Source organism: Donghicola sp., assembly GCF_025210255.1.
Lineage (GTDB): Bacteria > Pseudomonadota > Alphaproteobacteria > Rhodobacterales > Rhodobacteraceae > Donghicola > Donghicola eburneus.
This window is the reverse complement of the sequence record NZ_JAOARZ010000022.1, coordinates 351,750-375,571: the sequence shown is the minus strand read 5'-3', so window position 1 is coordinate 375,571 and position 23,822 is coordinate 351,750. Positions and strand designations below refer to the sequence as shown.

26 protein-coding genes are annotated in these 23,822 nt (G+C 60.7%); 19 read left to right on the top strand and 7 right to left on the bottom strand.

Annotated features, from left to right (window positions below):
• Nucleotides 1–43 precede the first annotated feature (43 nt).
• From pyrC to N4A58_RS09060, 12 genes are all read left to right on the top strand, one after another.
• Entirely contained in the window at nt 44–1,084 is a 1,041-nt protein-coding gene (gene pyrC / locus N4A58_RS09115) for a dihydroorotase (RefSeq protein WP_293709010.1), read from the top strand.
• 90 nt (nt 1,085–1,174) lie between these two features.
• Nucleotides 1,175–1,852: an orotate phosphoribosyltransferase gene (locus N4A58_RS09110; protein ID WP_293709009.1), complete on the top strand. Its 678-nt coding sequence runs from the start codon at nt 1,175–1,177 to the stop codon at nt 1,850–1,852.
• Nucleotides 1,853–2,084: 232 nt separating this feature from the next.
• A complete protein-coding gene (locus N4A58_RS09105) occupies nt 2,085–3,566 on the top strand; it encodes a replicative DNA helicase (protein WP_293709008.1) in 1,482 nt (493 codons plus the stop codon).
• A 78-nt stretch (nt 3,567–3,644) separates the two neighbouring features.
• Nucleotides 3,645–4,685, top strand: coding sequence for an alanine racemase (alr, locus tag N4A58_RS09100; RefSeq protein WP_293709007.1), 1,041 nt, complete (start codon nt 3,645–3,647; stop codon nt 4,683–4,685).
• Nucleotides 4,682–5,458: an ABC transporter permease gene (locus N4A58_RS09095; RefSeq protein WP_072706870.1), complete on the top strand. Its 777-nt coding sequence runs from the start codon at nt 4,682–4,684 to the stop codon at nt 5,456–5,458. The genes alr and N4A58_RS09095 overlap by 4 nt, the downstream gene beginning before the upstream one ends.
• Nucleotides 5,455–6,201: an ABC transporter ATP-binding protein gene (locus N4A58_RS09090; RefSeq protein WP_293709006.1), complete on the top strand. Its 747-nt coding sequence runs from the start codon at nt 5,455–5,457 to the stop codon at nt 6,199–6,201. The genes N4A58_RS09095 and N4A58_RS09090 overlap by 4 nt, the downstream gene beginning before the upstream one ends.
• Before the next feature lie 19 nt (nt 6,202–6,220).
• On the top strand, nt 6,221–6,607 hold the full coding sequence (locus N4A58_RS09085; RefSeq protein ID WP_072706872.1) for a hypothetical protein: 387 nt from the start codon (nt 6,221–6,223) through the stop codon (nt 6,605–6,607).
• Nucleotides 6,583–7,059: a paraquat-inducible protein A gene (locus tag N4A58_RS09080; protein WP_293709305.1), complete on the top strand. Its 477-nt coding sequence runs from the start codon at nt 6,583–6,585 to the stop codon at nt 7,057–7,059. Before N4A58_RS09085 ends, N4A58_RS09080 begins: the two co-directional genes overlap by 25 nt.
• 13 nt (nt 7,060–7,072) lie before the next feature.
• Nucleotides 7,073–8,440, top strand: coding sequence for a DNA repair protein RadA (gene radA / locus N4A58_RS09075; protein ID WP_293709005.1), 1,368 nt, complete (start codon nt 7,073–7,075; stop codon nt 8,438–8,440).
• Between the two features lie 23 nt (nt 8,441–8,463).
• Nucleotides 8,464–9,030, top strand: coding sequence for a CvpA family protein (locus N4A58_RS09070; protein WP_072706874.1), 567 nt, complete (start codon nt 8,464–8,466; stop codon nt 9,028–9,030).
• Between the two features lie 120 nt (nt 9,031–9,150).
• A complete protein-coding gene (purF, locus tag N4A58_RS09065; protein ID WP_293709303.1) occupies nt 9,151–10,608 on the top strand; it encodes an amidophosphoribosyltransferase in 1,458 nt (485 codons plus the stop codon).
• Entirely contained in the window at nt 10,605–11,024 is a 420-nt protein-coding gene (locus N4A58_RS09060; protein ID WP_293709004.1) for a DUF1284 domain-containing protein, read from the top strand. The genes purF and N4A58_RS09060 overlap by 4 nt, the downstream gene beginning before the upstream one ends.
• On the opposite strand, the gene N4A58_RS09055 is transcribed toward N4A58_RS09060, so the two are convergent.
• Complete coding sequence (locus tag N4A58_RS09055; protein ID WP_293709003.1) at nt 11,021–11,635, bottom strand: glutathione S-transferase family protein; 615 nt, start codon at nt 11,633–11,635, stop codon at nt 11,021–11,023. The genes N4A58_RS09060 and N4A58_RS09055 overlap by 4 nt on opposite strands.
• Nucleotides 11,636–11,802: 167 nt before the next feature.
• Between N4A58_RS09055 and N4A58_RS09050 the strand changes: the two genes are divergently transcribed.
• The 4 genes from N4A58_RS09050 (at nt 11,803) to N4A58_RS09035 (ending at nt 15,233) form a co-directional block, all read left to right on the top strand.
• A complete protein-coding gene (locus N4A58_RS09050; protein WP_293709002.1) occupies nt 11,803–12,459 on the top strand; it encodes an SDR family oxidoreductase in 657 nt (218 codons plus the stop codon).
• Nucleotides 12,460–12,525: 66 nt separating this feature from the next.
• Nucleotides 12,526–13,317 carry a 5'/3'-nucleotidase SurE gene (surE, locus tag N4A58_RS09045; RefSeq protein ID WP_293709001.1) on the top strand — a complete coding sequence of 264 codons (792 nt, stop codon included), beginning with the start codon at nt 12,526–12,528 and terminating at the stop codon, nt 13,315–13,317.
• Nucleotides 13,317–13,961: a protein-L-isoaspartate(D-aspartate) O-methyltransferase gene (locus N4A58_RS09040; RefSeq protein WP_293709301.1), complete on the top strand. Its 645-nt coding sequence runs from the start codon at nt 13,317–13,319 to the stop codon at nt 13,959–13,961. The genes surE and N4A58_RS09040 overlap by 1 nt, the downstream gene beginning before the upstream one ends.
• 30 nt (nt 13,962–13,991) lie before the next feature.
• Nucleotides 13,992–15,233 carry a LysM peptidoglycan-binding domain-containing protein gene (locus N4A58_RS09035; protein ID WP_293709000.1) on the top strand — a complete coding sequence of 414 codons (1,242 nt, stop codon included), beginning with the start codon at nt 13,992–13,994 and terminating at the stop codon, nt 15,231–15,233.
• Nucleotides 15,234–15,307: 74 nt separating this feature from the next.
• Here the strand turns inward: N4A58_RS09035 and N4A58_RS09030 are convergent, their stop codons facing one another.
• The 6 genes from N4A58_RS09030 to N4A58_RS09005 form a co-directional block, all read right to left on the bottom strand.
• Nucleotides 15,308–16,147 carry an ATP-binding protein gene (locus N4A58_RS09030; RefSeq protein WP_293708999.1) on the bottom strand — a complete coding sequence of 280 codons (840 nt, stop codon included), beginning with the start codon at nt 16,145–16,147 and terminating at the stop codon, nt 15,308–15,310.
• Nucleotides 16,144–17,061 (bottom strand): twin-arginine translocase subunit TatC, encoded by a 918-nt coding sequence (gene tatC / locus N4A58_RS09025; RefSeq protein ID WP_293708998.1) that lies wholly within the window; start codon nt 17,059–17,061, stop codon nt 16,144–16,146. Before tatC ends, N4A58_RS09030 begins: the two co-directional genes overlap by 4 nt.
• Before the next feature lie 12 nt (nt 17,062–17,073).
• Nucleotides 17,074–17,529: a Sec-independent protein translocase protein TatB gene (gene tatB, locus N4A58_RS09020; protein WP_293708997.1), complete on the bottom strand. Its 456-nt coding sequence runs from the start codon at nt 17,527–17,529 to the stop codon at nt 17,074–17,076.
• Nucleotides 17,530–17,535: 6 nt separating this feature from the next.
• A complete protein-coding gene (locus N4A58_RS09015) occupies nt 17,536–17,748 on the bottom strand; it encodes a twin-arginine translocase TatA/TatE family subunit (protein WP_072706883.1) in 213 nt (70 codons plus the stop codon).
• Nucleotides 17,749–17,930: 182 nt separating this feature from the next.
• Complete coding sequence (locus N4A58_RS09010; RefSeq protein ID WP_293708996.1) at nt 17,931–19,022, bottom strand: ABC transporter ATP-binding protein; 1,092 nt, start codon at nt 19,020–19,022, stop codon at nt 17,931–17,933.
• Between the two features lie 131 nt (nt 19,023–19,153).
• The gene (locus N4A58_RS09005; RefSeq protein WP_072706885.1) at nt 19,154–19,933 is read right to left on the bottom strand and encodes an SDR family oxidoreductase; all 780 of its coding nucleotides are present in this window, start codon (nt 19,931–19,933) and stop codon (nt 19,154–19,156) included.
• 150 nt (nt 19,934–20,083) lie between these two features.
• On the opposite strand from N4A58_RS09005, the gene N4A58_RS09000 reads away from it, so the two are divergent.
• From N4A58_RS09000 to N4A58_RS08990, 3 genes are all read left to right on the top strand, one after another.
• Nucleotides 20,084–21,103, top strand: a complete 1,020-nt coding sequence (locus N4A58_RS09000) for a Hint domain-containing protein (protein WP_072706886.1) — start codon at nt 20,084–20,086, stop codon at nt 21,101–21,103.
• A 52-nt stretch (nt 21,104–21,155) separates the two neighbouring features.
• Nucleotides 21,156–22,763, top strand: a complete 1,608-nt coding sequence (locus N4A58_RS08995; protein WP_293708995.1) for a peptide chain release factor 3 — start codon at nt 21,156–21,158, stop codon at nt 22,761–22,763.
• Nucleotides 22,764–23,271: 508 nt separating this feature from the next.
• On the top strand, nt 23,272–23,817 hold the full coding sequence (locus tag N4A58_RS08990; RefSeq protein ID WP_293708994.1) for a VOC family protein: 546 nt from the start codon (nt 23,272–23,274) through the stop codon (nt 23,815–23,817).
• Nucleotides 23,818–23,822 lie beyond the last annotated feature (5 nt).

Sequence of the window (23,822 nt, the reverse complement as noted above, 5' to 3'; positions counted from 1 at the left end):
ATTTGGACTAGCGCAATGCCCTGTCTTGGGCTAATCCGCGCCCATGACCCAGAGCATCACGATCCGTCGCCCCGACGACTGGCACCTGCACCTGCGCGATGGCGCTATGCTGCAGGGCATCGCACCCGAAAGCGCCCGCCACTTCGGTCGGGCGATCATCATGCCCAACCTCGTGCCCCCTGTGGTCACGGGCGCTCAGGCCGCCGCCTACCGCGAGCGGATCATGGCAGCTCTGCCTGCGGGCGCGGATTTCCAACCGCTGATGACCTGCTACCTCACCGAGGATACTGACGCAGGTGATCTGGCGCAGGCCCACGCGGATGGCATCATCACCGCAGTCAAGCTCTACCCCGCCGGAGCGACCACAAACTCGGCCAGCGGCGTGACCGACTTCGACAAGGTTCGCCCCGTTCTAGAAAAGATGGCCGAGATCGGCCTGCCCCTCTGCGTCCACGGCGAAGTCACCGATCCCGCCATCGACATCTTTGACCGCGAAGCCGTGTTCATCGACCGCGTTTTGGACCCAATCCGCAAGGCGACCCCGAACCTGCGCGTGATCATGGAGCACATCACCACCAAGAACGGCGTCGATTACGTGCGTTCGGGCGGTGATAACCTTGGCGCGACGATCACCACGCACCACCTGATCATCAACCGCAACCACATCCTCGTGGGCGGGATCAAGCCGCACTACTACTGCCTGCCCGTCGCCAAACGCGAAGAGCACCGCATCGCCCTGCGCGAAGCCGCCACCAGTGGCGAGGCCAGCTTCTTCCTTGGCACCGACAGCGCGCCCCACGCGGACGCGGCCAAAGAATCTGCTTGCGGCTGCGCGGGCTGCTTCACGGCAACCAACACCATGTCCCTGCTGGCCCATGTCTTCGAAGAGGACCGCGCGCTGGACAAAATCGAAGCCTTCGCCTCGCTGAACGGTCCGGCCTTCTATGGCCTGAAACCCAACGACGCGACGCTCACCCTGACCAAACACGACGCCCCCGTCGAGTTCGCGGACAAAATCGAAACCGGCGCAGGCCCCGTCACCGTCTTCCAGCCCGGCTTCCCGGTCTTCTGGGCCGCCAGCTAACTTCATCTTGGCGAAAAACCCTCGGGGGGAGGCGCGCCAGCGCCGGGGGGCAGACAGCCCCCCCCGCCGCCGCCCCAAGGAACCACACTGATGATCCCCACCTCTTACCCCACCCGCGAAGAGATCGCCCGCCTGACCGCCCGCATGCTGTTCGAGATCAAGGCCGTCCATTTCAACGCGCGCGAACCCTTCACTCTGGCGTCCGGCCTGCCCTCGCCGACCTATATAGACTGCCGCAAGCTGATCAGCTTCCCCCGCATCCGCTCGACCCTGATGGATTTTCTGACCGTCACTGTCATGCGCAACGCAGGGTTCGAGGCGTTCGACAACATCGCTGGCGGTGAAACCGCAGGCATCCCCTTTGCCGCTCTGGTAGCGGAACGCATGGCCCTGCCCATGACCTACGTGCGCAAAAAGCCCAAAGGCTACGGCCGCAACGCCCGCATCGAAGGCGCCATGACCGAAGGCGAGCGCGTCCTGCTGGTCGAAGATCTGACCACCGACGGCGGCTCCAAACTGTCCTTCGTGGATGCGATCCGCGAAACCGGCGCAACCTGCGGCCACACTGCGGTGATCTTCTACTACGGCATCTTCCCCGAGACCGAGAAAACCCTCGGCGATCACGGCGTTGACCTGCACTACCTCTGCACTTGGTGGGACGTTCTGGCCGAAGCCAAGGAAAGTGGCGCGTTCGACGAGGAAACCCTGACCGAGGTCGAGAAATTCCTGAACGCGCCCCGCGAATGGCAGGAAGCCAACAAGAAATGATTCCGCCGCGCCCCCTGAGTGCATCGGAAACACCTTAAATCAGACAGACCGGCGATCCCCCGCCGGTCTTTTTCGTTCCACGGGGCCAAGCTGCCTACGCCTTGCCCCAAAAGGTCAGAAGCCCACCACATCTGGTAGGCAGCTATTCACAACTTCTCCACAGACTTATACAGTTTGCCTGACAGGTCCGGCTTCGGTTAACACGAGGCCTCACTATCATTCGAGGATCACGATGAACGAGATTGCAGCCATCAAAGCGCAAGTCGACGACTCAAACGGTCTGCCGCACTCGATCGAGGCGGAACAGCAGCTGCTTGGGGCGATCCTGACGAATAACGAGATTTACGATCGGGTTGCGACCCTGATCAAACCCCACCACTTCCACGATCCCGTGCACGCGCGCATCTTCGAGGTGGCCGCAGCGCGGATCGCGAAGAACACCCTCGCCTCGCCAGTGACGCTCAAGGCGTTCATGGAAAACGACGAAGGTCTGAAAGAACTGGGGGGCGCCGCCTATCTGGCCCGTCTAGCAGGCAGCGCTGTGGCCGCCTATGCGGCGCGCGACTATGCCCAGATGATCTATGACATGGCGATCCGCCGCGAGCTGATCCAGCTTGGCGAAGAGATCAAGGGCAAAGCCTCCAAGGTCGAGGTCGAATCCGATCCCCGCGCACAGATCACCGATGCCGAGCAAAAGCTCTATAAACTCGGCGAACAGGGCAAATCGGAAACTGGCTTCCAGTCCTTCCTGCGTGCTGTGACCGAGGCTGTGAACACTGCAAACATCGCCTACCAGCGCGAAGGTCAGCTTGCTGGTATCTCGACCGGTCTGATCGATCTGGACGGCAAGATGGGCGGTTTGCACAAGTCGGACCTTATCATCCTGGCGGGTCGTCCCTCGATGGGGAAAACCTCGCTCGCGACCAACATCGCGTTCAACGTGGCCAAAGCCTTCCGGCGCGGCACCCGCCCCGACGGGTCCGAAGGCACCTTGGACGGCGGCGTTGTCGGCTTCTTCTCTCTCGAAATGAGCGCCGACCAGCTGGCGGGCCGTATTCTGGCCGAAGCGTCGGAAATCAGCTCGCATAAAATCCGTCAGGGTGATTTCACCGAAGAAGAGTTCCGCCGGTTCGTCGAGGCCGCCAAAAGCCTCGAATCCTGCCCGCTGTTTATCGACGACACGCCTGCGCTGCCCATTTCGCAGGTCGCCGCCCGTGCCCGCCGGCTAAAACGAACCCACGGTCTCGACGTGCTGATGGTCGACTATTTGCAGCTGCTGCGCGGCTCGCAATCGGAAAACCGCGTGAACGAAATTTCGGAAATCACGCAGGGCCTCAAGGCCATTGCCAAGGAACTCCAGATCCCCGTGATCGCTCTGTCCCAGCTGTCGCGTCAGGTGGAAAACCGCGAAGACAAACGCCCGCAGCTGTCGGACCTTCGTGAATCGGGCTCGATCGAACAGGACGCCGACGTGGTGATGTTCGTGTTCCGCGAGGAATACTACAAAGAGCGTGAGAAACCCGGCGAACACGATCTGGAACGCCTGCAGGTCTGGCAAGAAGAGATGGAGCGCCTGCACGGCAAGGCCGAAGTCATTCTGGGCAAGCAGCGTCACGGTCCTATCGGCACGGTCGAACTGTCGTTCGAGTCGCAATTCACCCGCTTTGGCAACCTTGTGAAGCCGTGGCAGCAGAACCAGCAGGGCGATTATTAAGCTGACGCACACATCTTTGTGGATCGTCCAATCTGCGATTTCACTTGACCCTATCATAGGGCATGGCATCTAGGCGCTATGGCACGCTCTGTACTCAAGATTGATCTCGACGCCCTTGCGGCGAACTGGCGCGACCTCGCTGCAGCTTCGGGCTCTGCCGAAGCTGGCGCGGTCGTCAAAGCTGATGGATACGGGTTGGGGGCCACACAGGTCGCCACCCGACTGGCACGCGAAGGCGCCAAGCGTTTCTTCGTCGCTATCGCCGAAGAGGGCGTTGAGGTGCGTAAGGCCGTCGGGCCAGACGCAACCATCCACGTTTTTGGCGGACATATGGCAGGCGACGCAGCCGTCCTGCGCGACAACGGCCTGATCCCCATGCTGAATTCTGGCGAGCAGTGGCAGCGGCATCAGTCCGAGTGCCCTGACCTGCCCTTTGGCATTCAGCTGGACAGCGGCATGAACCGTCTGGGCCTAGAGCCTGAGGACTGGGCCGACATCCGCGACGCCGTGATGGCCAAGGGCCCCGAACTGGTGATGAGCCACCTTGCCTGCGCGGACGAACCTGATCACGCGATGAATGCGCAGCAGCTCGAAGCTTTCCGCGATATGACCGCTGGCATCGACGCGCCCAAGTCTCTGTCTGCAACCGGCGGCATTTTAATGGGCCGTGATTTTCATTTCGACGTCACTCGCCCAGGTATCGGCATGTACGGCGGTGAGCCCTTTACCGGTGCGCGCCCCGTGGCCTACCTGAACATCCCCGTGATCCAAGCACGCACCGTCGGCATTGGCGAAAGCGTGGGATACGGCAACACGTGGGTCGCCCACAAAGAAACCCGCGTCGCGACCATAGCGGCGGGTTACGCAGACGGCATCATCCGCGCGCAGTCTGGCAAAGGTCAGGTTTTCGTGGGCGAAACGCCCTGTGACATTCTGGGGCGCGTGTCGATGGACCTGATCGGCATCGATATCAGCGAATTGGACCACACCCCCGAAAGCGTTACCTTCCTTGGTCTGCGTCAGACTGTTGACACCGTGGCGACCTATGCGGGCACCATCGGGTATGAAATCCTGACCTCGCTCGGCGCGCGCTATCAGCGGGAATACCTCGGCGCATGATCCACTTTCTGGCATCCATCGGTCGCGCGGTCATGGCCGCGCTGGCCAAGGTCGGCTCGGTCGCGCTCTTTGCGCTGGAAACCATTAGCCACCTGTTCCGCCCGCCCTTCTACGGGCGCGAGTTCTGGCACGCGCTGATCCAGATCGGATGGCTGTCTTTGCCCGTCGTTGGCCTCACTGCATTCTTTACCGGCGGCGCGCTGGCGCTGCAGATCTTTGCAGGTGGATCGCGCTATGGTGCCGAAGCGGTCGTGCCCTCGATCGTGGCGATCGGCATGGTGCGCGAACTTGGCCCTGTTTTGGGCGGCCTAATGGTTGCGGCACGTGTGGCCAGTTCGATCGCCGCCGAGATCGGCACCATGAAGGTCACCGAACAGATTGACGCGCTTGTCACACTGTCCACCCACCCGATGAAGTACCTGACCTTGCCCCGCGTTCTGGCGGCTACTCTGGCCGTACCGGTGCTGGTAGCGGTTGGCGACTCGGTCGGCATTATGGGCGGCTATCTGGTCGGCGTCGGACGTCTGGACTTCAACGCGGCGACCTACCTGAAAAACACCGTCGATTTCCTAGAGCCTTGGGACATCACCAGCGGCCTGTTCAAAGGCGCAGCCTTTGGCTTTATCGTAGCGACGATGGGCTGCTATCACGGCATGCAATCAGGCCGTGGCGCCCAAGGCGTTGGCGCGGCCACAAAATCTGCTGTGGTCTCGGCCTCGGTGCTGATTTTCGCAGCCAACTACATTCTCACTGAACTGTTCTTTGCCGCATGATCGAGCTTCGCGATATCCACAAGACCTTTGGGGCCAACCACGTTCTGCGCGGGGTTGATCTGACCGTGACCAAGGGCAGCTCTTTGGTGATCATTGGCGGGTCCGGCACGGGGAAATCCGTGACGCTCAAGTGCATTCTGGGTCTGATCAAACCCGATCAGGGCCAGATTTTTGTGGACGGGCAGAATGTCGAGGACGCGAGCCGCGACGCCTTCCTTGCTCGTTTCGGGATGCTGTTTCAGGGCGCTGCCCTGTTCGACAGTATCCCTGTCTGGCAAAACGTGGCCTTTCGCCTGATGCGGGGAGCATTGAAACGCCCCAAAGACGAAGCCCGCGAAGTTGCCATTGAAAAGCTGCGGCGCGTGGGCCTGAAGCCCGAGGTTGCAGACAAATTTCCCGCTGAACTTTCTGGCGGCATGCAAAAACGTGTGGGCTTGGCCCGCGCAATTGCCGCAGATCCCGAAATCATTTTCTTTGACGAACCCACCACTGGCCTCGACCCGATTATGTCGGGTGTTATCAATGACCTGATCCGTGAAATTGTGACGGAGATGGGGGCCACCGCGTTAACGATCACCCATGACATGACCAGTGTGCGGGCCATTGCCGATAACGTGGCGATGCTGCACGATGGCGTTGTGAAATGGACCGGACCCGTTAACGATATGGACACGTCCGGCGATCCATATGTGGACCAGTTTATTCACGGCCGTGCCGAAGGGCCTATTGCCGCGGTGCGCTAAATACCGAGGAGGGGCCATATTGCTAGAGCCCAGTTATCCAGTTCTGATTTTCTTTGCCCTGCGAAATGGTCTGTACCTCGCTGGTCTTTTACCCATCGCTCTGGCCAAGGCGATCGTCTGCCGCAGCCCCGCCCGTTTTTGGGCCATTGGTGCGCTGATCCTCTGCCTCATTAGTGCGGTCGCATATTATGTCGTCCCCGCGCTGGGTCTCTATACCGCTCCGATTGCGGTCTGGGCCTCTTCGATCAAAACCTACGGAGGCGGCGTCATGGTGCCTTTGTTCGCGTCGGTGATGATGCTGGCCTGCGCCACATCCCACGGGTCGCGCTGGCCTTGGCTCGATTACCTACACGGGATTGGCTTCGTCGTCTGGTTGGTGCTGTGGGGCTGGACCACTTGGTTCTGATCCGGCGGTGGGCCAATTTGGCCTGCCTGATTTTGTACCCTGTGGCGTGGTGGGCGCCTCTGGCCCGCGCTGGGGTCCTGCCGCTCTTTGGCCTATCAGAAATCTCCGTGCTGTCTGGCATTGCCAGCCTCTGGTCAACAGACATTGTCCTGGCCGTTGTCGTCGCGCTGTTTGCGATGGTTGCACCGATGGCCAAGTCTATCGCAATCGCCCTGGCCGATTTTGGCATCATTCGCGGCGCCCCGCGCTGGGTCACATTATTGGGCCGCCTCGCCATGGCCGATGTGTTCCTGATCGCCCTTTACATTACTCTGGCCAAAGGCATCGGGATCGGGCGAGTAGAGACCGGCTGGGGCCTTTATCTCTTTACGACGCTTGTGATTATCCAGCTGCTGCTGACCCTGATCAAACCGGAACATAAAAAGAACACTTGCGCTTTGCCCCCTGAATAGGCACATCTGCCTTATGGCAAAGAAAGCGATCTTCAAATGCTCCGAATGCGGGGCGTCCTACACAAAATGGTCGGGCCGCTGCGATGGCTGCGGTGCGTGGAACTCCATCGAAGAAGAGGTGCCCCTGTCCACAGCGGGCCCTGCGAAGAAAACCCTTGGCGCGATGAAGGGACGGAGCATCCCGCTCACCGACCTTGGCACGACCGAAGCGCCCCCGCCCCGCACCATGAGCGGGATGGGCGAATTGGACCGCGTGCTGGGTGGCGGCTTGGTGGATGCCTCTGCGATTCTGGTAGGCGGTGATCCGGGCATCGGGAAGTCCACATTGCTGCTGCAGGGGGCCGCGCGTTTTGCCGAAGCGGGGCTGAAGGTCGTCTATATCTCGGGCGAGGAAGCCAGTGCGCAGGTTCGTATGCGGGCGCAGCGTTTGGGTCTGTCCCATGCGCCAGTGCTGCTAGGGGCCGAAACCAACCTTAGGGATATCCTGACCACTCTGGAAACCGAAAAGCCCGATCTGGCCATCATCGACTCGATCCAGACCATGTGGGCCGATCATGTTGAGAGCGCACCGGGCAGTGTCAGTCAGGTTCGCGCGGCCGCGCATGAATTAACCACGTTTGCGAAACAGCGCGGCATGGCGGTCATCCTTGTCGGCCACGTGACCAAAGAGGGTCAGATCGCAGGCCCTCGCGTGGTGGAACACATGGTCGACACCGTTCTCTATTTCGAGGGCGAGCGCGGTCACCAGTTCCGCATCTTGCGCAGCGTCAAAAACCGCTTTGGCCCCGCGGACGAAATCGGTGTGTTCGAGATGACCGGCGGCGGTCTGTCCGAGGTGTCCAACCCCTCTGCCCTGTTCCTGTCTGAACGCGGGGAACCTACGCCCGGTTCTGTCGTGTTCTCAGGAATCGAAGGGACGCGTCCCGTTCTGGTCGAAATGCAGGCTCTGGTCGCCCCCAGTCCGCACTCCCAACCGCGCCGTGCAGTGGTCGGATGGGATTCGGCCCGCCTCGCCATGATCCTCGCTGTTCTCGAGGCGCGATGCGGCATCGCCTTTGCCGGACTGGATGTTTACCTCAATGTCGCGGGCGGGATGAAGATTTCTGAGCCTGCCGCTGACTTGGCCGTTGCAGCAGCACTTTTGTCAGCAAGAGAAGACGCAGCGCTGCCCAAAGACACCGTCGTTTTCGGTGAAATCAGTCTCTCTGGCGCCATACGTCCGGTGGGCCAAACCGAAAACAGGTTGAAAGAAGCCCAAAAACTTGGTTTTTCAACCGCAATCGTCCCTAATGCGAAAAAGGACGGGGACACAGCCGGTATGCAAACCCGCACTTTTGCGGATCTGACCGGTTTTGTTGGTGATATTTTCGGCGCGGGATAGCGCGCCCAAGGCGGGGACGACGCATGGAAGGTTTCACGATTATTGACGCAGTTGTCGCGGGCGTGGTGGTCCTATCGGCACTGCTGGCATTCTCTCGTGGGATCGTCCGCGAAGCGCTGGCCATCGCAGGCTGGATTGCGGCAGCGGTACTGGCGTTTATCTTTGCCCCTGCGGTCGAGCCGCTGGTCACCGAAATCCCCGTTGTTGGCGACTTCTTGTCCGACAGCTGCGAATTGTCGATCATCACCGCGTTTGCCTGCGTGTTCGCGCTGGCGCTGGTGGTCGTGTCGCTCTTTACCCCGCTCTTTTCCAGCCTCGTGCAAGAAAGCGCCCTTGGCGGTGTGGATCAAGCGCTGGGGTTTGTGTTCGGCGTGGTGCGCGGCATCCTTCTCGTGGGGATCGCGTTCTTCCTGTATAACACCGTGATGACCACCCAGACCGTCGAAGTGGTAAACAATTCGCGTTCGGCCGTTGTATTCAGCCAGATGACCGGCCAGATCGAGGATCAGAACCCCGAGCAAGCGCTTGGTTGGATCACCCAGCAGTACGAAGGTCTGGTTGGCCGCTGTGGCGCCCCTGCGGGTAACTAAACACGAAACGATAAACTTCCATTCACGAATGTAATCCTTTCGTGACACTTCTGCGCACGGCCCTTATATGGGGCCGTGCTAGGCCATTCTTGGATTCGGAGACCCCTCTTGACCGCCCAGATGCCCCCCGCCCATCCGTTCGATGATGACAAACTGCGCGAAGAGTGCGGTGTTTTCGGTGTTGTCGGTGTAAAAGATGCAGCAAACTTTGTTGCTCTTGGCCTTCACGCACTGCAGCACCGTGGTCAGGAAGCCGGCGGTATTGTCAGCCACGATCCGGAACAGGGTTTCAATTCGGCACGCCGCTTCGGCTACGTGCGCGACAACTTTACGAAACAGAGCCTGATGGAGACGCTCCCCGGTCCGCTCGCGATCGGCCACGTGCGTTATTCGACCGCTGGCTCCAAAGGCAACACCGCGATCCGCGACGTGCAGCCGTTCTTTGGTGAATTCTCTATGGGTGGTGCTGCCATTGCCCACAACGGGAACATCACCAACGCAAACGCCCTGCGCCGCGAACTGATCGAGCGTGGGTCGATCTTCCAGTCCAGCTCGGATTCGGAATGCATCATCCATCTGATGGCCCGTTCGCTGCAACAGAACGTGCCCGAGCGGATGAAAGACGCCCTGCGCCGTGTCGAAGGCGCGTTCAGCGTCGTCGCCATGACCCGCACCAAGCTGATTGGTGTCCGTGATCCCTTGGGCGTGCGCCCGCTGGTGATCGGCCGGATCGGTGATGACGGCTACGCGCTGTCCTCGGAAACCTGTGCGCTGGACATCATCGGTGCAGAGTTCGTCCGCGAAGTCGAACCCGGCGAGATGGTTGTGATCGAGCATGGTCACCTGAAGTCGCACCGCCCGTTCGAAGCCGCGAAGTCGCGCTTCTGCGTGTTCGAGCAGGTGTACTTCTCGCGCCCCGACTCGATCCTTGGGGGCCGCTCGGTTTACGAGACCCGCCGCCAGATCGGTGTGGAACTGGCGCGCGAAGCTGCCGTTGATGCGGATCTGGTCTGCCCCGTTCCGGACAGCGGCACCCCCGCTGCAATCGGGTTCAGCCACGAATCCGGCATTCCCTACGGTATGGGCATTATCCGCAACCAGTACATGGGGCGGACCTTCATCGAACCGACAGAGCAGATCCGGAACATGGGTGTGCGTCTGAAGCTGAACGTGAACCGTGCCCTGATCAAAGGCAAGCGCGTCATCCTCGTGGACGACTCGGTTGTGCGCGGCACCACCAGCCGCAAGATCAAGGACATGCTGCTGGACGCAGGCGCGGCCGAAGTGCACTTCCGCATCGCGTCGCCGCCCACCGCATGGCCCTGCTTCTATGGTGTGGACACCCCCGACCGAGAGAAGCTGCTGGCGGCCCGCATGAGCGAAGAGGAAATGTGCGACTACCTCGGTGTCGACAGCCTCAAGTTCATCTCCCTAGACGGTCTGTACCGCGCCGCTGGCGAAGCCGAAGGCCGCAACAACAGCTGCCCGCAGTTCTGCGACGCGTGCTTCTCGGGCGAATACCCCGTGCGTCCGCGCGACATGATCGAAAAAGGCTTTGAGCTGAAGGCCGCAGAATGACGGGGGGCCTGACATTCAGGCCCCACCATTTTCTCTGTGCTCTGGGTTATCGGGGCAAAGGGTATTCTGATGCCTTCACGGCCAACATGACACAGATCGTCACCAACGGGCTTTTTGCCAATGGTGGCGATCACACTCTGATCCGCGTGCGCGCCGCTGCGGACAGCCTGTGCGCCCCCTGCCCCAAACGCCGCGGCGAGGGCTGCACGAACCAAGCCGAAATCGATGCTCTGGACGGTCGCCATGCCGCTGCCCTGAACCTGAAGCACGGGGACGTGCTGACGTGGGGACAAGCCAAAATGCGCATCCGCGAAAAGGTGCGGCCCGACGATCTGGATACCCTGTGCAAGGGGTGCAAATGGCTGGAATTGGGGCTGTGCAAATCAGCCCTCAGCGATTTGCACCGCGGCGCTTAGGCCGGAAAGAACTCTGCGGGTGTCCGCATGGCCGGCAGCGCCAGCATCCGCTCCATCCACTCCTGCATTTTCTCGGTCGGCTCTTGGCCCGCTTCGCGCACCCATTGCACGTAGCCCCAGACCTGCACGTCACCAAAGCCCGGTGCATCCCCGTGCAGGAACGGCGCATCCCCGAGCAGCACATCGAAATTGGCAGCATCGACCGCATAGCGCCCCTCGAGCCATTTGATCACCGCAGGATCCCAGCCGACGAACTGGTCCAGATGGGCTTGCTTTAGCTGGGGCAGACACATGCCAATCCGGTTCGCCTCCCACATCAGCAGACTACGGCCCCGCGCAGTGCCTTCGGCGCTTTCACCGCCTAAGACGCCAAAGCGCTCGGCGATTTGCATCAGGATCGCGCCCGACTGGAAATACGGCGTGCCGTCAATCACCAGCACCGGCACCTCGCCCAAGGGGCTGACCGCCAGAAAATCCGTGGGCCTAGTGGCACGTTCGGCCCAGATATCCACAAACACCGTCCGATGGGGAATCTCGGCCAGCGACAGGGCCAAGGCGACTTTGCAAGCGTGGCCGGAATCAGGATGGCCGTAGAGCACGATCTCAGTCATTGGAAATTTCCGCAGTTTATCTATCCGCTCAGTTCCGCGCAGGGCTGCGCCTCTGTCAACCAAAGAGAGAGTGTGCCGCACGTTTCACCGCTCTTTTCGCCGCAGGACTACCGATTTGCAGCGATGCCATCTTGATCCCGCCGCCAATCCCTGAAATCTGATCGCCCATGGAACAGACCAACGCACCCAAGATCGCCCTTGTGACCGGCGCCTCGCGCGGCCTCGGGGCCGCCCTGTCCGAGCTTCTCTCGGCCGAGTACCACATCGTTGCCGTGGCCCGCACCACCGGCGCGCTCGAAGAGCTGGACGATCGCATCCAGGCCCGCGGCGGCAGCGCCACGCTGGCCCCGATGGACATCACCAACCGTGACGCGATGGCCCAGCTGTGCCGCAGCATCTATGACCGCTGGGGCAAGATCGACCTATGGGCGCACACCGCTGTGCACGCCACGGCCCTGACCCCTGCCGACCACATCATGGCCAAGGATTGGGACAAGTCGATGGCAGTCAACGCCACCGCAACCGGTGTACTGATCCCTTACATCTCGCCGCTTCTTGGCGACAAAGGCACCGCTGTCTTCTTTGACGACCCCAAGGCAGGCGAAAAGCTGTACGGTGCCTACGGTGCCACCAAAGCGGCGCAGATTGCCCTCGCCCGCAGCTGGCAAAAAGAGACCGAGCGTCTGGGCCCCCGCGTCGTGATCACCGAGCCTGATCCGATGCCGACCGCCACCCGCGCCCGTTTCCACCCTGGAGAGGACCGCGAGGCGCTGAATGCGCCAATGGATGTTGCCAAAAAACTGTTGGATCAGCTTTTCACCTGACCCACCGCTGGACCTGCCCCTTTGCCTGAACTATTCACAAATTAAGAAACAGTTCAGGGGCAGGTCATGCGCATTCTCATTACCAACGACGACGGCATCAACGCGCCCGGCCTGGTCGCGCTCGAAGAGATTGCCACCACACTTGCCGGTCCCGATGGCGAGGTTTGGGTCGTTGCTCCCGCGTTCGAGCAGTCGGGCGTGTCTCACTGCATCAGCTACACCCATCCCACGATGATCGCACAGATGGGCCCCCTCCGCTTCGCGGCAGAGGGCAGCCCCGCTGATTGCGTGCTGGCCGGTGTGCACCACGTTCTGAAAGACACGCCTCCGGATCTGATCCTGTCGGGCGTTAACCGTGGTAACAACTCGGCCGAGAACGCGCTCTACTCGGGCACCCTTGGCGGCGCGCTCGAAGGGGCGCTTCAGGGCATCCCGTCCTTTGCGCTGTCGCAATACCTTGGGCCGGAAAACTATGACATCGAAGACCCGTTCGAGGCATCGCGCACCCACGGCGCAGCGACCATCCAGAAAATTCTGGACGCCGGTCTGCCCGATGGCCCGACCTACCGCACGTTTTACAACGTGAACTTCCCGCCTGTACCTGCTGCTGGTGTCAAGGGCGTGCGCGCTGCGCCCCAAGGTTTGCGCCTTGGCACCAGTTTCGCGGTCGAGCCGCACAAAGCGCCGTCTGGCCGGATGTTCCTGTGGGCCCGTGGCGGCGACCAGCGCGCCGTGACCCAAGAGGGATGTGATGCGGACGTGAACCTGAATGGTTATATCTCGGTCACCCCAATGCGTGCCGATTTCACGGCCCATGACATGCTGGGTGCGCTCGACGACGCCCTGAATCAGGGATGATGATGGACGAGGCAGCCCAGCAGAAAATGCAGTTCATGTTCGCCCTGCGCTCGCACGGGGTGACGGACGCACGCGTGCTGTCCGCGATGGAGGCGATTGACCGCTCCTACTTTGTCAAAGGCATCTTCTCGGCCCGCGCCTACGAGGATACCCCCCTACCCATTGCCTGCGGACAAACGATTTCGCAGCCGTCGGTCGTCGCCATGATGACCCAAGCGCTGAAGCTGTCCCCTCGGGACAAGGTGCTAGAGGTCGGTACAGGTTCTGGCTATCAAGCCGCGATCCTGTCGCAATTGGTGCGCCGCGTTTACACGGTGGACCGCCACGCCCGTCTGGTCAAAGACGCGATGTCCCTGTTCCGCAGACTTGATCTGAACAACATCACGGCTCTGATTGCCGATGGCAGCTTTGGTCTGCCCGAACAGGCGCCTTTCGACCGCATTATTCTGACCGCCGCAGCCGAAGACCCCCCGGGTCCGCTCTTGGCCCAACTCAAGGTCGGCGGTATCATGGTGCTACCGGTCGGCCAATCAGACGCCGTCCAGAGCCTGATCCGCGTCACAAAGACCGAAGATGGCCTGCATTACGACGAATTGCGCCCTGTGCGCTTTGTGCCTCTCGTCGAGGGGCTTGGAAAAGACTAGGTTTATTTTTAGTACCCAAGGGCCCTGCCAATGGCCGCAGACGACAAGAGCCCGCACGAGAGGATGATCGAGATGACCCGCTTCGCCTACATGCGCTTTCCCAAAGCCATGACTGCTGTTCTTGGTGTCGGACTGCTGTCCGCGTGTGACCCCAACAGCATGGATGTAGATTTTCGCAGCGTCGGCAAGGGGTTTGATACCTCGTCCGCCGTCACCGGCGGCACCCTGAGCCGCCCTGCCCCCGACGCCCGTGGTGTAATTTCCTACCCCAGCTATCAAGTGGCGCTCGCTCGCAACGGTGAAACCGTGCAGCAAGTGGCCGACCGTCTGGGGATCAGCGCCCAAGAATTGGCGTCCTATAACGGTTTGAAAACCGGCGACCGCTTGCAGCGCAACGAATTGCTGGCCCTGCCGACCAAGATCGACAACAGCATTAGCGCACCTTCCGGCATTCAGACGACCTCGCTCGGGGCCCCGTCGGTGGACATCACCACCATGGCCGGCAATGCCATCGACAACAGCCCGACCACTATTTCACCGCCCGCAAACGCGACGCCCGCCCCTGCGGCGCCTGCAGGTCCGACCCCAGTGCGCCACAAAGTCGTGCGCGGCGAGACCGCCTTTATCATTGCGCGCCAGTACGGCGTGTCAGTGCGCAGCCTAGGCGAGTGGAACGGTCTGGATAGCAACTTCACCGTCCGCGAAGGTCAGGTTCTGCTGATTCCTGTCAGCGAACAGACAGCTGCCGCCCGCACCGCGGCCAGCACAGCCGTCGCAGAGAAGCCCCAGTCGCCTGGTAACGGATCGCCAACACCGACCCCGCCGTCGGCCACCACGCCGCTGCCCAAAGAGCAGACCCAAGCCGCATCCGAACCGGTCGCGGCGCCTGCCGCACCCGAGGTCAAGCAAACCGCCAAGGCAGGTGGTCGTCTTGGCTGGCCCGTGCAGGGCAACATCGTCCGCGATTACAAGAAGGGCACCAACGAGGGCATCGACATTGCGTCTTCGGCTGGCACATCGGTCAAAGCAGCCGAGGCGGGTACCGTTGCTGCGATCACCGCAGACGCCAATCAGGTGCCAATCCTCGTGGTCAAACACGCAGGCAATCTGCTGACCGTCTATGCCTATATCGACGACCTGCAGGTCAAGAAAGGAGATACTGTCAGCCGTGGCCAGACCATCGCGAAGGTCCGCGCAGGCAGCCCCGCGATCCTGCACTTCGAGGTGCGCGATGGCTTTGAAAGCGTCGATCCGACCGATTACCTGAATTGATCTGGCATCGCCCAGACGTGCAAAAGGCCCCTTCACTGCGAAGGGGCCTTTTTGTGTGAGAGCTGAGGTAACGGTCAGAGCGAAACGCCGTGCCGCCCTGCCAGATCGGTAAAAAACTGCCACGCCACGCGGCCAGAACGGGCCCCACGTGTGGCTGTCCATTCAATCGCCTCGGCGCGCACAGTCTCTTCGTCTACTGTCATGCCATGGGCAGCAACGTAGCCAAAGATCATCGACATGTATTCGTCCTGCGAACAGGGATGGAAGCCGAGCCACAGGCCGAAACGATCCGACAGCGACACCTTTTCCTCGACTGCTTCGGCGGGATTGATCGCGCTGGAGCGTTCGTTCTCGATCATGTCCCGAGGCATCAGGTGACGCCTGTTTGAAGTGGCGTAAAAGATCACGTTGTCCGGACGCCCTGCGATACCGCCATCCAGAACGGCCTTGAGCGATTTGTAGTGCTGGTCGTCGTGGCTGAAGCTGAGGTCATCACAGAACAGGATAAACCTATGCTGGGGCGCGTCGCGCAGCAGGTCCATCAGACGCGCTACGGTGGGCAGGTCCTCGCGGGCGAGTTCGACCACTTTCAGGAACAGCCCCTCTTCCAGCAACTTGGCGTGCACGGCCTTGACCAGACTGGATTTGCCCATGCCCCGCGCGCCCCAAAGCAACGCGTTGTTCGCAGGAAAGCCCTTGGCGAACTGGCGGGTGTTGGCCAGTAACGTGTCGCGGCTGCGGTTGATCCCGACCAGAAGGTCGAAATCCACGCGGGACACTTTGTTCACGGGGGTCAGACGCTCTGGCGCGGTTTGCCACAAGAAAGCATCAGCACTGTCAAAGTCCGGAGCGGCCAGCGGCGCCGGAGCCATCCGCTCCAGCGCCGCTGCAATACGTTCCAAAGGATCAGTCACTTGCGGTCCTCTTCGTCCTCGTCGAATTCTTTCATCAGAGGATCGTTGGTGTGCAGGGGATCGTCGGCCAGATCCTCTTCTTCTTCGTCGTCATAGTAACCTTCGGCCCGCAGACGCGCCTCGCGCTTGTTTTCCACACGGCGGACAAGGAAGATCGAAATCTCGTACAGGCCATACACCACCACGAACAAGATCACCTGAGTGATGATATCCGGCGGCGTCACCACAGCGGCGAGGATCAGGATCGCCACCACTGCGTATTTCCGCACCGCACCCAGGCCCTCTGCGCTGACAATGCCGGCCTTCCCAAGCAAGGTCAGCAAGACTGGCAGCTGGAAACACAGACCAAACGCCACGATGAACTTGATGGTCAGGCTCAGGTATTCCTGCGCAGAGCCCATAAAGGCGATCGCGCTATGCTGGGTCTGCTGCACTTCGCCATCTGTCACCAAGACGCCATCTTGTTGGAAGCCAAGGAAGAAGTCGAACGCCATCGGCGTCACAACGAAATAAGCGAACGATGCCCCGAGAAAGAACATGAAGGGCGAAGCCACCAAGAACGGCAGGAAAGCGCCCTTCTCGGATTTGTACAGACCCGGCGCAACAAAGCGCCACAGCTGGTAGCTGATCATCGGGAAGGACAGCACCAAACCGCCCAAGAGCGAGATCGACACAGCCACAAAGAAACCCTCTTGCAGCTTGATCAGTACAAGGCCGCAATCCTCCTGCCCGCGTGCGGCGAGCGCCGAGCACAGAGGCTCGGTCAGGAAGTTAAAGATCGGGTTCCACACGGTGAAACAGATCACCATGCCAACCACAAAGGCCAGCATGGCGCGGATCAGTCGGGTACGAAGCTCAGCCAGATGCTCGATCAGCGGGGCCGAGGAATCTTCGATCTCGTCGGTTTTGGTCATGTACGGGGTCCGTTATTCCCTGTCGCCACTGGTGCTGGCCGGTGCAGGGCTGGCAGGCGCGTCTGCGCTTGTGGCATCTGCGGCGGCCTTGGCTTCGGCGTCCTGACGTGTCTGCGCCTTGCGGGCAGTTGCGTCATGGATCTTGCGTGCGGCGTCCGCCCGCTTTTCGTCCATGCCCCGCGCCTCGGCGTCAGGGTTCCAGTCAGTGAAGCTCTTGGCAGCATCTTTGACGCTGTCGAGGCCCATGTCCTTGTAGGACGCGGCGCTCTTGAAGCTGTTGGCAGCATCTTTGACGCCAGCATCGTCGGCAGCCTGTTCCATCGCCCGAGAGAATTCGCGGGCCATGCCTTTGGCCTTGCCCACAAACCGTCCGACGTTGCGGAACAGTACAGGCAAGTCCTTAGGACCGACGACGATCAGCGCCACGATCCCAATCAGCAGCAACTCGCTCCAGCCAAGGTCAAGCATGTGGGCTTACGCCTTGTCTTTTTCTTCGGCGGGGGTCACGTCGCGCGCGTCATCGCTTTTGTCTTCCAGCTCTTCAGAGCCGTCCTTGACGCCCTTTTTGAAGGCGGTGATGCCCTTGCCAACTTCGCCCATCAGCGAGCTGATCTTGCCGCGTCCGAACAGGACCAGCACAACAACAGCGATCAGAAGAAGACCGGGCAGCCCGATGTTATTCAGCATGTATTCTCTCCCTTGCAGGGGCCCGATCCATTATGTCGCCGAGCCTCGCACAAACATCGCAACAATATGTATGGAGTCTGTCGCAGGGTTAAAAGCGCGAAACGGTCCCTAATGTCGGATTTTTTGCATTTGTTTCGTAAGCTGCTTGCCACGGGCAACTTTTCGCCAGCTTGCAGGGGCCTTTAGACAGTCGCCGGATAGACAAAGCATCGGTCGCGCCGCAGCATGAGCCACAGGGGTTTTCCGGGCTTGGGCAGGAACACACCGGGGACGTTTGCCCGCAGAATCGAGCCATCGTAGTCCATACGGAATTCGACCAGACTCTCTTTGCCCATAAAACGGGCACGTTCCACAACACCCCGTGCGGGGGTGCCATCAGTCGGCGTCGGGTTCGGACCGCGTCCCCCGCGATCAAAGTCGATCCGGATATGCTGCGGGCGGATCACGATATCCACTTCGGCACCGTCAGGCACACCTGGCGCAAGGAATTGGCCAAAGGGGGTTTCAGTCAAAGCCCCCTTCACAGTGCCGCGCAACACATTGATGTCACTAAAGAAAGCGACTGCGCGTTTATCGACGGGATTGTTGTAGATATTATAGGGTGCACCCTGCTGGACGATCACACCGTCGCGCATCAGAGCGATCTCGTCCGCCATGCGCATCGCCTCTTCGGGCTCGTGGGTCACGAGCAAAACCGCGGTATCCTCGTCCTTTAACACGGCCAAGGTTTCATCACGGATATCGTCACGCAGACGATTATCAAGCCCCGAGAAGGGCTCGTCCATCAGCATGATGCGGGGCTTGGGCGCCAGTGCGCGGGCCAAGGCGACACGCTGTTGCTCGCCCCCTGACAGTTCGTGCGGGTAAGAATCGATGTAGCGGCCCATGGCCACCTTGTTCAGCAGTTCCTCGACGCGGGCCCGCTTGCTTTCTTTGTCCCCCTTCAGGCCAAAAGCGACATTCTCGGCTACACTCAGGTGGGGAAACAGTGCGAAGTCCTGAAACATGAGGCCGATCGAGCGGCGCTCTGGCGGCACGCGAAAGACCGTGTCACAGATCAGGTTGCCATCAACGTAAATCTCGCCGCTGTCCTGCATCTCGACGCCCGCGATCATCCGCAAGGTCGTGGATTTGCCGCACCCAGAGGGCCCCAACAGACAGGTCACCTGACCCGGCAACACCTTGAGCGAGACGCCTTTGACAACCTGATTGCCCTCGAAACTACGGGTCAGGTTACGGATCTCGAGGCGCGGGATGGGTGTAGTGTGGGGCAAGTCTGTCCTCTTTACTTTCCGACTATTTCTGTCGGGTCCTCGGCTGATAGCAAGCCCGCCCCTGCCCTGCAAGCAAAGCTGCAGGGTCGGCCCTGCGTTTTTGGCAGGACCGTCAGGGGCGGGATTGGAATTTACATCGTGGTGTTGGTGGCGCCGCCGTCCAAGAGCACGTTCTGGCCGACCATGAACTTGGCGTATTGCGAGCACATAAACGCGCACGTCGCGCCAAAGTCACGAGCATCGCCATATGCGCCGGTCGGGATGCTGGCCAGACGCCGGGAACGTGCCTCTTCGACTGTGATGCCTTCGGTTTTTGCGGTGTTTCCGTCCAGCGCAATCATGCGGTCGGTCGCGTGGATGCCGGGCAGCAGGTTGTTCATGATCACACCGCTTGGCGCGACCTGACGCGAGGTACCCGCCACGTAACCGGTCAGACCCGCGCGGGCCGAGTTCGACAGACCCAAAGCCGCGATGGGTGCCTTGACCGAAACGCTGGTGATGTTCACCACGCGGCCCCAGCCGCGCTCTTCCATGCCGGGGACGAGCGCTTTGATCAGTGCGATCGGAGCCAGCATGTTCGCATCCAGCGCTGCAATGAAATCCTCGCGGTCCCAGTCCTTCCAGCTGCCCGGAGGGGGGCCGCCCGCGTTGTTCACCAGAATGTCGACCTGTCCGGCCACTTCCAACAGTTGCGCGCGGCCCTCTTCGGTGGTCACGTCGCAAGCCACGGTTTCGACGGTCACGCCATACTTTTCGCGGATCTCTGCGGCGGTGGCTTCCAATGCCTCAACGCCACGTGCGTTCATCACCAGATTGACGCCCGCTTCGGCCAGCGCTTCGGCACAGCCACGGCCCAGCCCCTTGCTGGATGCACAGACCAGTGCGCGTTTACCTGCGATACCCAAATCCATTATTCTCTCCCCTTGAGCTTATTTAGCTGAACTTTCGGTCGTTCTTTACAATGTCTTCCGGCCAATTGCCCGACCGATCACAAAGCTGACCTAGATTCGCCTTCATTCCTTGAATAAGTAATCAGTAGCGAGACAAAGGAAACCCACCCTATGGGCAATTCGCCCCGAGCCACGTCCCTACCGCCGCAAAGTTTGCCCGTCTTCCGGAGCGAGCAGTTCATCGTGGTTTCAGGTGCCAACATCGGTGACACCCTTTCCTTTGCCGAAGATTTGGCGCTGGATGACGTGTACTGCTTGGAAAAAGGCGCACCCGCGCGTCTGTCCATCCTGCCCGAAACCCGCAGCAAAGCGCGCATCGCGCCGGATACCGAAGTCGGTCTGGCGGGCAACCTGACCGTGCTGGACAGCTGCATCACCTTGATGTCCCCCCGCGGCGACACGACCGAAGCGCTGATTCTCGTTGAACTGGATGACGAGATGGATGTGCAGGAGGTGTACCTACTGCCCCTCGCCCGTCTGGTGCCAGGCGACGATTACACGCTGGTCGGGATCAGCACCGATGACGCTGCCCAAAAACTGGCCCAAGTGGCCTGTGTGGCGTTTTCACGCGGCACACATATCACTTTGGCCTCGGGCCGGCAGACCCCGATCGAGGAACTTCAGGTCGGCGACCGTGTGTTGACCCGGGATTGCGGTGTGCAGCAGATCCGCTGGATCGGCCAGACCACAGTGCGGGCGGCTGGGGCCTTTGCACCCATCGTGATCACCGCTGGAACTTTGAACAACGAACACGATCTGGTGGTCAGCCCCGAACACAGGCTCTTTATCTATCAGCGTCAGGACCATTTGGGCGCAGGCCGCTCCGAAGTGTTGATCAAAGCGCGCCATCTTGTGAATGGCGACACGATCTATTGGCGCGAAGGCGGCTTTGTTGACTATTTCCAGCTGCTCTTTGATGAACACCAGATCATCTACGCCGAAGGCATCGCCGCCGAGACGCTGCTTTTGGACCTGCGCACAGAGGCCGCTCTGCCAGACGACGTGATCCAGAGCGTTGCGGACAGTGCGCTTGGCGAGGCGGGATTGACCTCCCAGTCGCTCGAAGTGCCCGAAAGCCTGCTGCAATCGCCGGACATCCTGAAACGCATTCGCAGCGCCTCTTCGGGCTAGGGGCTGCAAGGCAGGCTTGCCGAAATCCAGCGGGCGCTGTATGCGCGAGGCCATGCTGGATACATCGACCAATCGCCCCGCCCTACCCCCTGAAATCGCCCGCCGCCGGACGTTTGCGATCATCTCGCACCCCGACGCCGGTAAGACGACTCTGACAGAAAAATTCCTGCTCTATGGTGGCGCGATCCAGATGGCCGGTCAGGTCCGCGCCAAAGGCGAAGCGCGCCGCACGCGTTCTGACTTCATGAAGATGGAACAGGATCGCGGGATCTCGGTCAGCGCCTCGGCGATGTCGTTCGATTTCCGTGAATTCCGCTTCAACCTCGTCGACACCCCCGGTCACTCGGATTTCTCCGAAGACACCTATCGCACTCTGACGGCGGTGGACGCGGCGATCATGGTGATCGACGGCGCAAAGGGCGTGGAAAGCCAGACCCAGAAGCTGTTCGAGGTCTGCCGTTTGCGCGACCTGCCCATTCTGACCTTCTGTAACAAGATGGACCGCGAAAGCCGCGATACCTTCGAGATCATCGACGAGATCCAAGAAAACCTTGCCATCGACGTGACGCCTGCCAGCTGGCCGATCGGAATGGGCCGCGATTTCTTGGGCTGCTACGACATGATCAATGACCGGCTGGAGCTGATGGATCGCGCCGACCGGAACAAGATCGCCGAGTCGATCAAGATCCAAGGTTTGGACGATCCCAAACTGGCAGAACACATTCCCGCCGACATGCTGGACCAGCTGCGCGAGGAGGTCGAGATGGCCCGCGAGCTGCTGCCCGCGCTTGACCCTCAATCGGTGCTCGAAGGGCACATGACCCCGATCTGGTTCGGCTCTGCGATCAACAGCTTTGGCGTCAAGGAACTGATGGACGGGATTGCCAACTACGGCCCCGAACCCCAGCCCCAAAGCGCCGATCCTCGCCAGATCAGCCCTGATGAAACCAAAGTCGCTGGCTTTGTTTTCAAGGTGCAGGCGAACATGGACCCCAAGCACCGCGACCGCGTGGCGTTTGTGCGTCTGGCCTCGGGCCACTTCAAGCGCGGCATGAAACTGACCCATGTGCGAACGAAAAAGCCTATGGCGATCTCGAACCCCGTACTGTTCCTCGCCTCGGACCGCGAACTGGCCGAAGAGGCTTGGGCCGGCGACATCATCGGCATTCCGAACCACGGTCAGCTGCGCATCGGTGACACCCTGACCGAAGGCGAGACCATCCGCGCCACCGGCATCCCTAGCTTTGCACCGGAACTGTTGCAGGGCGTCCGCGCGGGCGATCCGATGAAGGCCAAGCACCTTGAAAAGGCGCTGATGCAATTCGCCGAAGAAGGTGCGGCCAAGGTGTTCAAACCGAATATTGGTTCGGGCTTTATTGTCGGCGTCGTCGGCGCACTGCAGTTCGAAGTTTTGGCAAGCCGGATCGAGCTGGAATACGGCCTGCCCGTCCGGTTTGAGGCGAGCCAGTTCACCAGCGCCCGTTGGGTGTCCGGTGCCAAGGCTGACGTGGACAAGTTCGTCAACACGAACAAGCAGCACATCGCTTTCGATCACGATGGCGACGTTGTGTACCTAACCCGCATGCAGTGGGACATCGACCGCGTGGTCCGCGATCACCCCGAACTAAGCTTGACCGCGACCAAAGAAATGATGGTCTAACAGCTGGGGCGTTCTGCGCCCCAACTTGCGAAAGGCTGATACCGTCAGCCAGATACGCGATCGATGCTTCGCCCCGCTGCGTTTTTGAACGCGGCGGGCAAATTACTAAGCAAGTCGCTCCCTTCGGACTACTCCCCTAAAGCTCACGCCCCAGGCTATCGGACGCCTCGAAAGCGGACGGTTTGGCATGTCGGCTGAGCCGAGCATCGTTCGCATCCTCAGTTACGAACGACTCACTGGCTTTGCTGGCATCAGACGAAACCCAGTTCTGTCTGACCCGAGATGACCCTTGCAAGACGGCTATGCCATAAACGCTTGGAACAGCACGAGCTTACGCACGTTTACATCGAGAAGCGCGGAGCCCAAGGCTTCGGTGATTTCATCCTCAATGTGACTGGGACGTCATCTCGTCCGCGACCTGCATCCGATAATCTGGATGCCCCAACGTCGCGGGCCTCGAACAGGCCGTCCCGCATTTCAGTGACGTGTTCAGAGAGAAAGGGACCCCATGACCCAGAGCAGTATTCGCGGCATCGAACATATCGGCCTGACCGTTCCAAATCACGAAGAGGCCATCCGATTTTTCAAAGCCGCCTTTGAGGCCGAAGTGCTCTACTCGCTTACTGACAAGGATCACGATCCCATCACCCACGAGGATGTGGGATCAAAGAACGGACTGCGCAAAGGCACCCGGATGGTCGCCGTTTCAATGCTGCGGCTCCAGAACGGCGCGAACCTAGAGGTTTTTGAGATTGATCGGCCCGGCGGCGAGACGGGGCGCAGCATTTCCGATTACGGCATCAGCCACTTCAGTGTGACGGTGGATGATATCGACGCCGCGACACGGGCTTTCGCGGCTGCGGGCGGCAAGCTGCTGGAAGGGCCCTACGACCTGAGCGATCAGGAAGAAGGACCCGGGAACCGCGGCCAGTTCGGCCTGACCCCGTGGGGTCTGCTGATCGAGTTCGAACAGCTCCCTGCGCCCATGTCCTATGACGGCCATCCTAGCCGCCCGCGCTGGATCCCTGCGCCGGCCTCGAACAAGGCATCCTGAGAGAC

What these genes read in the sequence shown, in the direction of transcription:
- N4A58_RS09070 (WP_072706874.1), top strand. Translation starts at nt 8,464, where the DNA reads ATGGAAGGTTTCACGATTATTGACGCAGTTGTCGCGGGCGTGGTGGTC.
- N4A58_RS09055 (WP_293709003.1), bottom strand. Translation starts at nt 11,635, where the DNA reads ATGACTGAGATCGTGCTCTACGGCCATCCTGATTCCGGCCACGCTTGC.
- N4A58_RS09105 (WP_293709008.1), top strand. Translation starts at nt 2,085, where the DNA reads ATGAACGAGATTGCAGCCATCAAAGCGCAAGTCGACGACTCAAACGGT.
- tatB (WP_293708997.1), bottom strand. Translation starts at nt 17,529, where the DNA reads ATGCTTGACCTTGGCTGGAGCGAGTTGCTGCTGATTGGGATCGTGGCG.
- pyrC (WP_293709010.1), top strand. Translation starts at nt 44, where the DNA reads ATGACCCAGAGCATCACGATCCGTCGCCCCGACGACTGGCACCTGCAC.
- surE (WP_293709001.1), top strand. Translation starts at nt 12,526, where the DNA reads ATGCGCATTCTCATTACCAACGACGACGGCATCAACGCGCCCGGCCTG.
- N4A58_RS09015 (WP_072706883.1), bottom strand. Translation starts at nt 17,748, where the DNA reads ATGCTGAATAACATCGGGCTGCCCGGTCTTCTTCTGATCGCTGTTGTT.
- purF (WP_293709303.1), top strand. Translation starts at nt 9,151, where the DNA reads ATGCCCCCCGCCCATCCGTTCGATGATGACAAACTGCGCGAAGAGTGC.
- N4A58_RS09050 (WP_293709002.1), top strand. Translation starts at nt 11,803, where the DNA reads ATGGAACAGACCAACGCACCCAAGATCGCCCTTGTGACCGGCGCCTCG.
- alr (WP_293709007.1), top strand. Translation starts at nt 3,645, where the DNA reads ATGGCACGCTCTGTACTCAAGATTGATCTCGACGCCCTTGCGGCGAAC.
- N4A58_RS09000 (WP_072706886.1), top strand. Translation starts at nt 20,084, where the DNA reads ATGGGCAATTCGCCCCGAGCCACGTCCCTACCGCCGCAAAGTTTGCCC.
- radA (WP_293709005.1), top strand. Translation starts at nt 7,073, where the DNA reads ATGGCAAAGAAAGCGATCTTCAAATGCTCCGAATGCGGGGCGTCCTAC.
- N4A58_RS09040 (WP_293709301.1), top strand. Translation starts at nt 13,317, where the DNA reads ATGATGGACGAGGCAGCCCAGCAGAAAATGCAGTTCATGTTCGCCCTG.
- N4A58_RS09035 (WP_293709000.1), top strand. Translation starts at nt 13,992, where the DNA reads ATGGCCGCAGACGACAAGAGCCCGCACGAGAGGATGATCGAGATGACC.
- N4A58_RS08995 (WP_293708995.1), top strand. Translation starts at nt 21,156, where the DNA reads ATGCTGGATACATCGACCAATCGCCCCGCCCTACCCCCTGAAATCGCC.
- N4A58_RS08990 (WP_293708994.1), top strand. Translation starts at nt 23,272, where the DNA reads ATGACCCAGAGCAGTATTCGCGGCATCGAACATATCGGCCTGACCGTT.
- N4A58_RS09005 (WP_072706885.1), bottom strand. Translation starts at nt 19,933, where the DNA reads ATGGATTTGGGTATCGCAGGTAAACGCGCACTGGTCTGTGCATCCAGC.
- N4A58_RS09060 (WP_293709004.1), top strand. Translation starts at nt 10,605, where the DNA reads ATGACGGGGGGCCTGACATTCAGGCCCCACCATTTTCTCTGTGCTCTG.
- tatC (WP_293708998.1), bottom strand. Translation starts at nt 17,061, where the DNA reads ATGACCAAAACCGACGAGATCGAAGATTCCTCGGCCCCGCTGATCGAG.
- N4A58_RS09110 (WP_293709009.1), top strand. Translation starts at nt 1,175, where the DNA reads ATGATCCCCACCTCTTACCCCACCCGCGAAGAGATCGCCCGCCTGACC.
- N4A58_RS09095 (WP_072706870.1), top strand. Translation starts at nt 4,682, where the DNA reads ATGATCCACTTTCTGGCATCCATCGGTCGCGCGGTCATGGCCGCGCTG.
- N4A58_RS09090 (WP_293709006.1), top strand. Translation starts at nt 5,455, where the DNA reads ATGATCGAGCTTCGCGATATCCACAAGACCTTTGGGGCCAACCACGTT.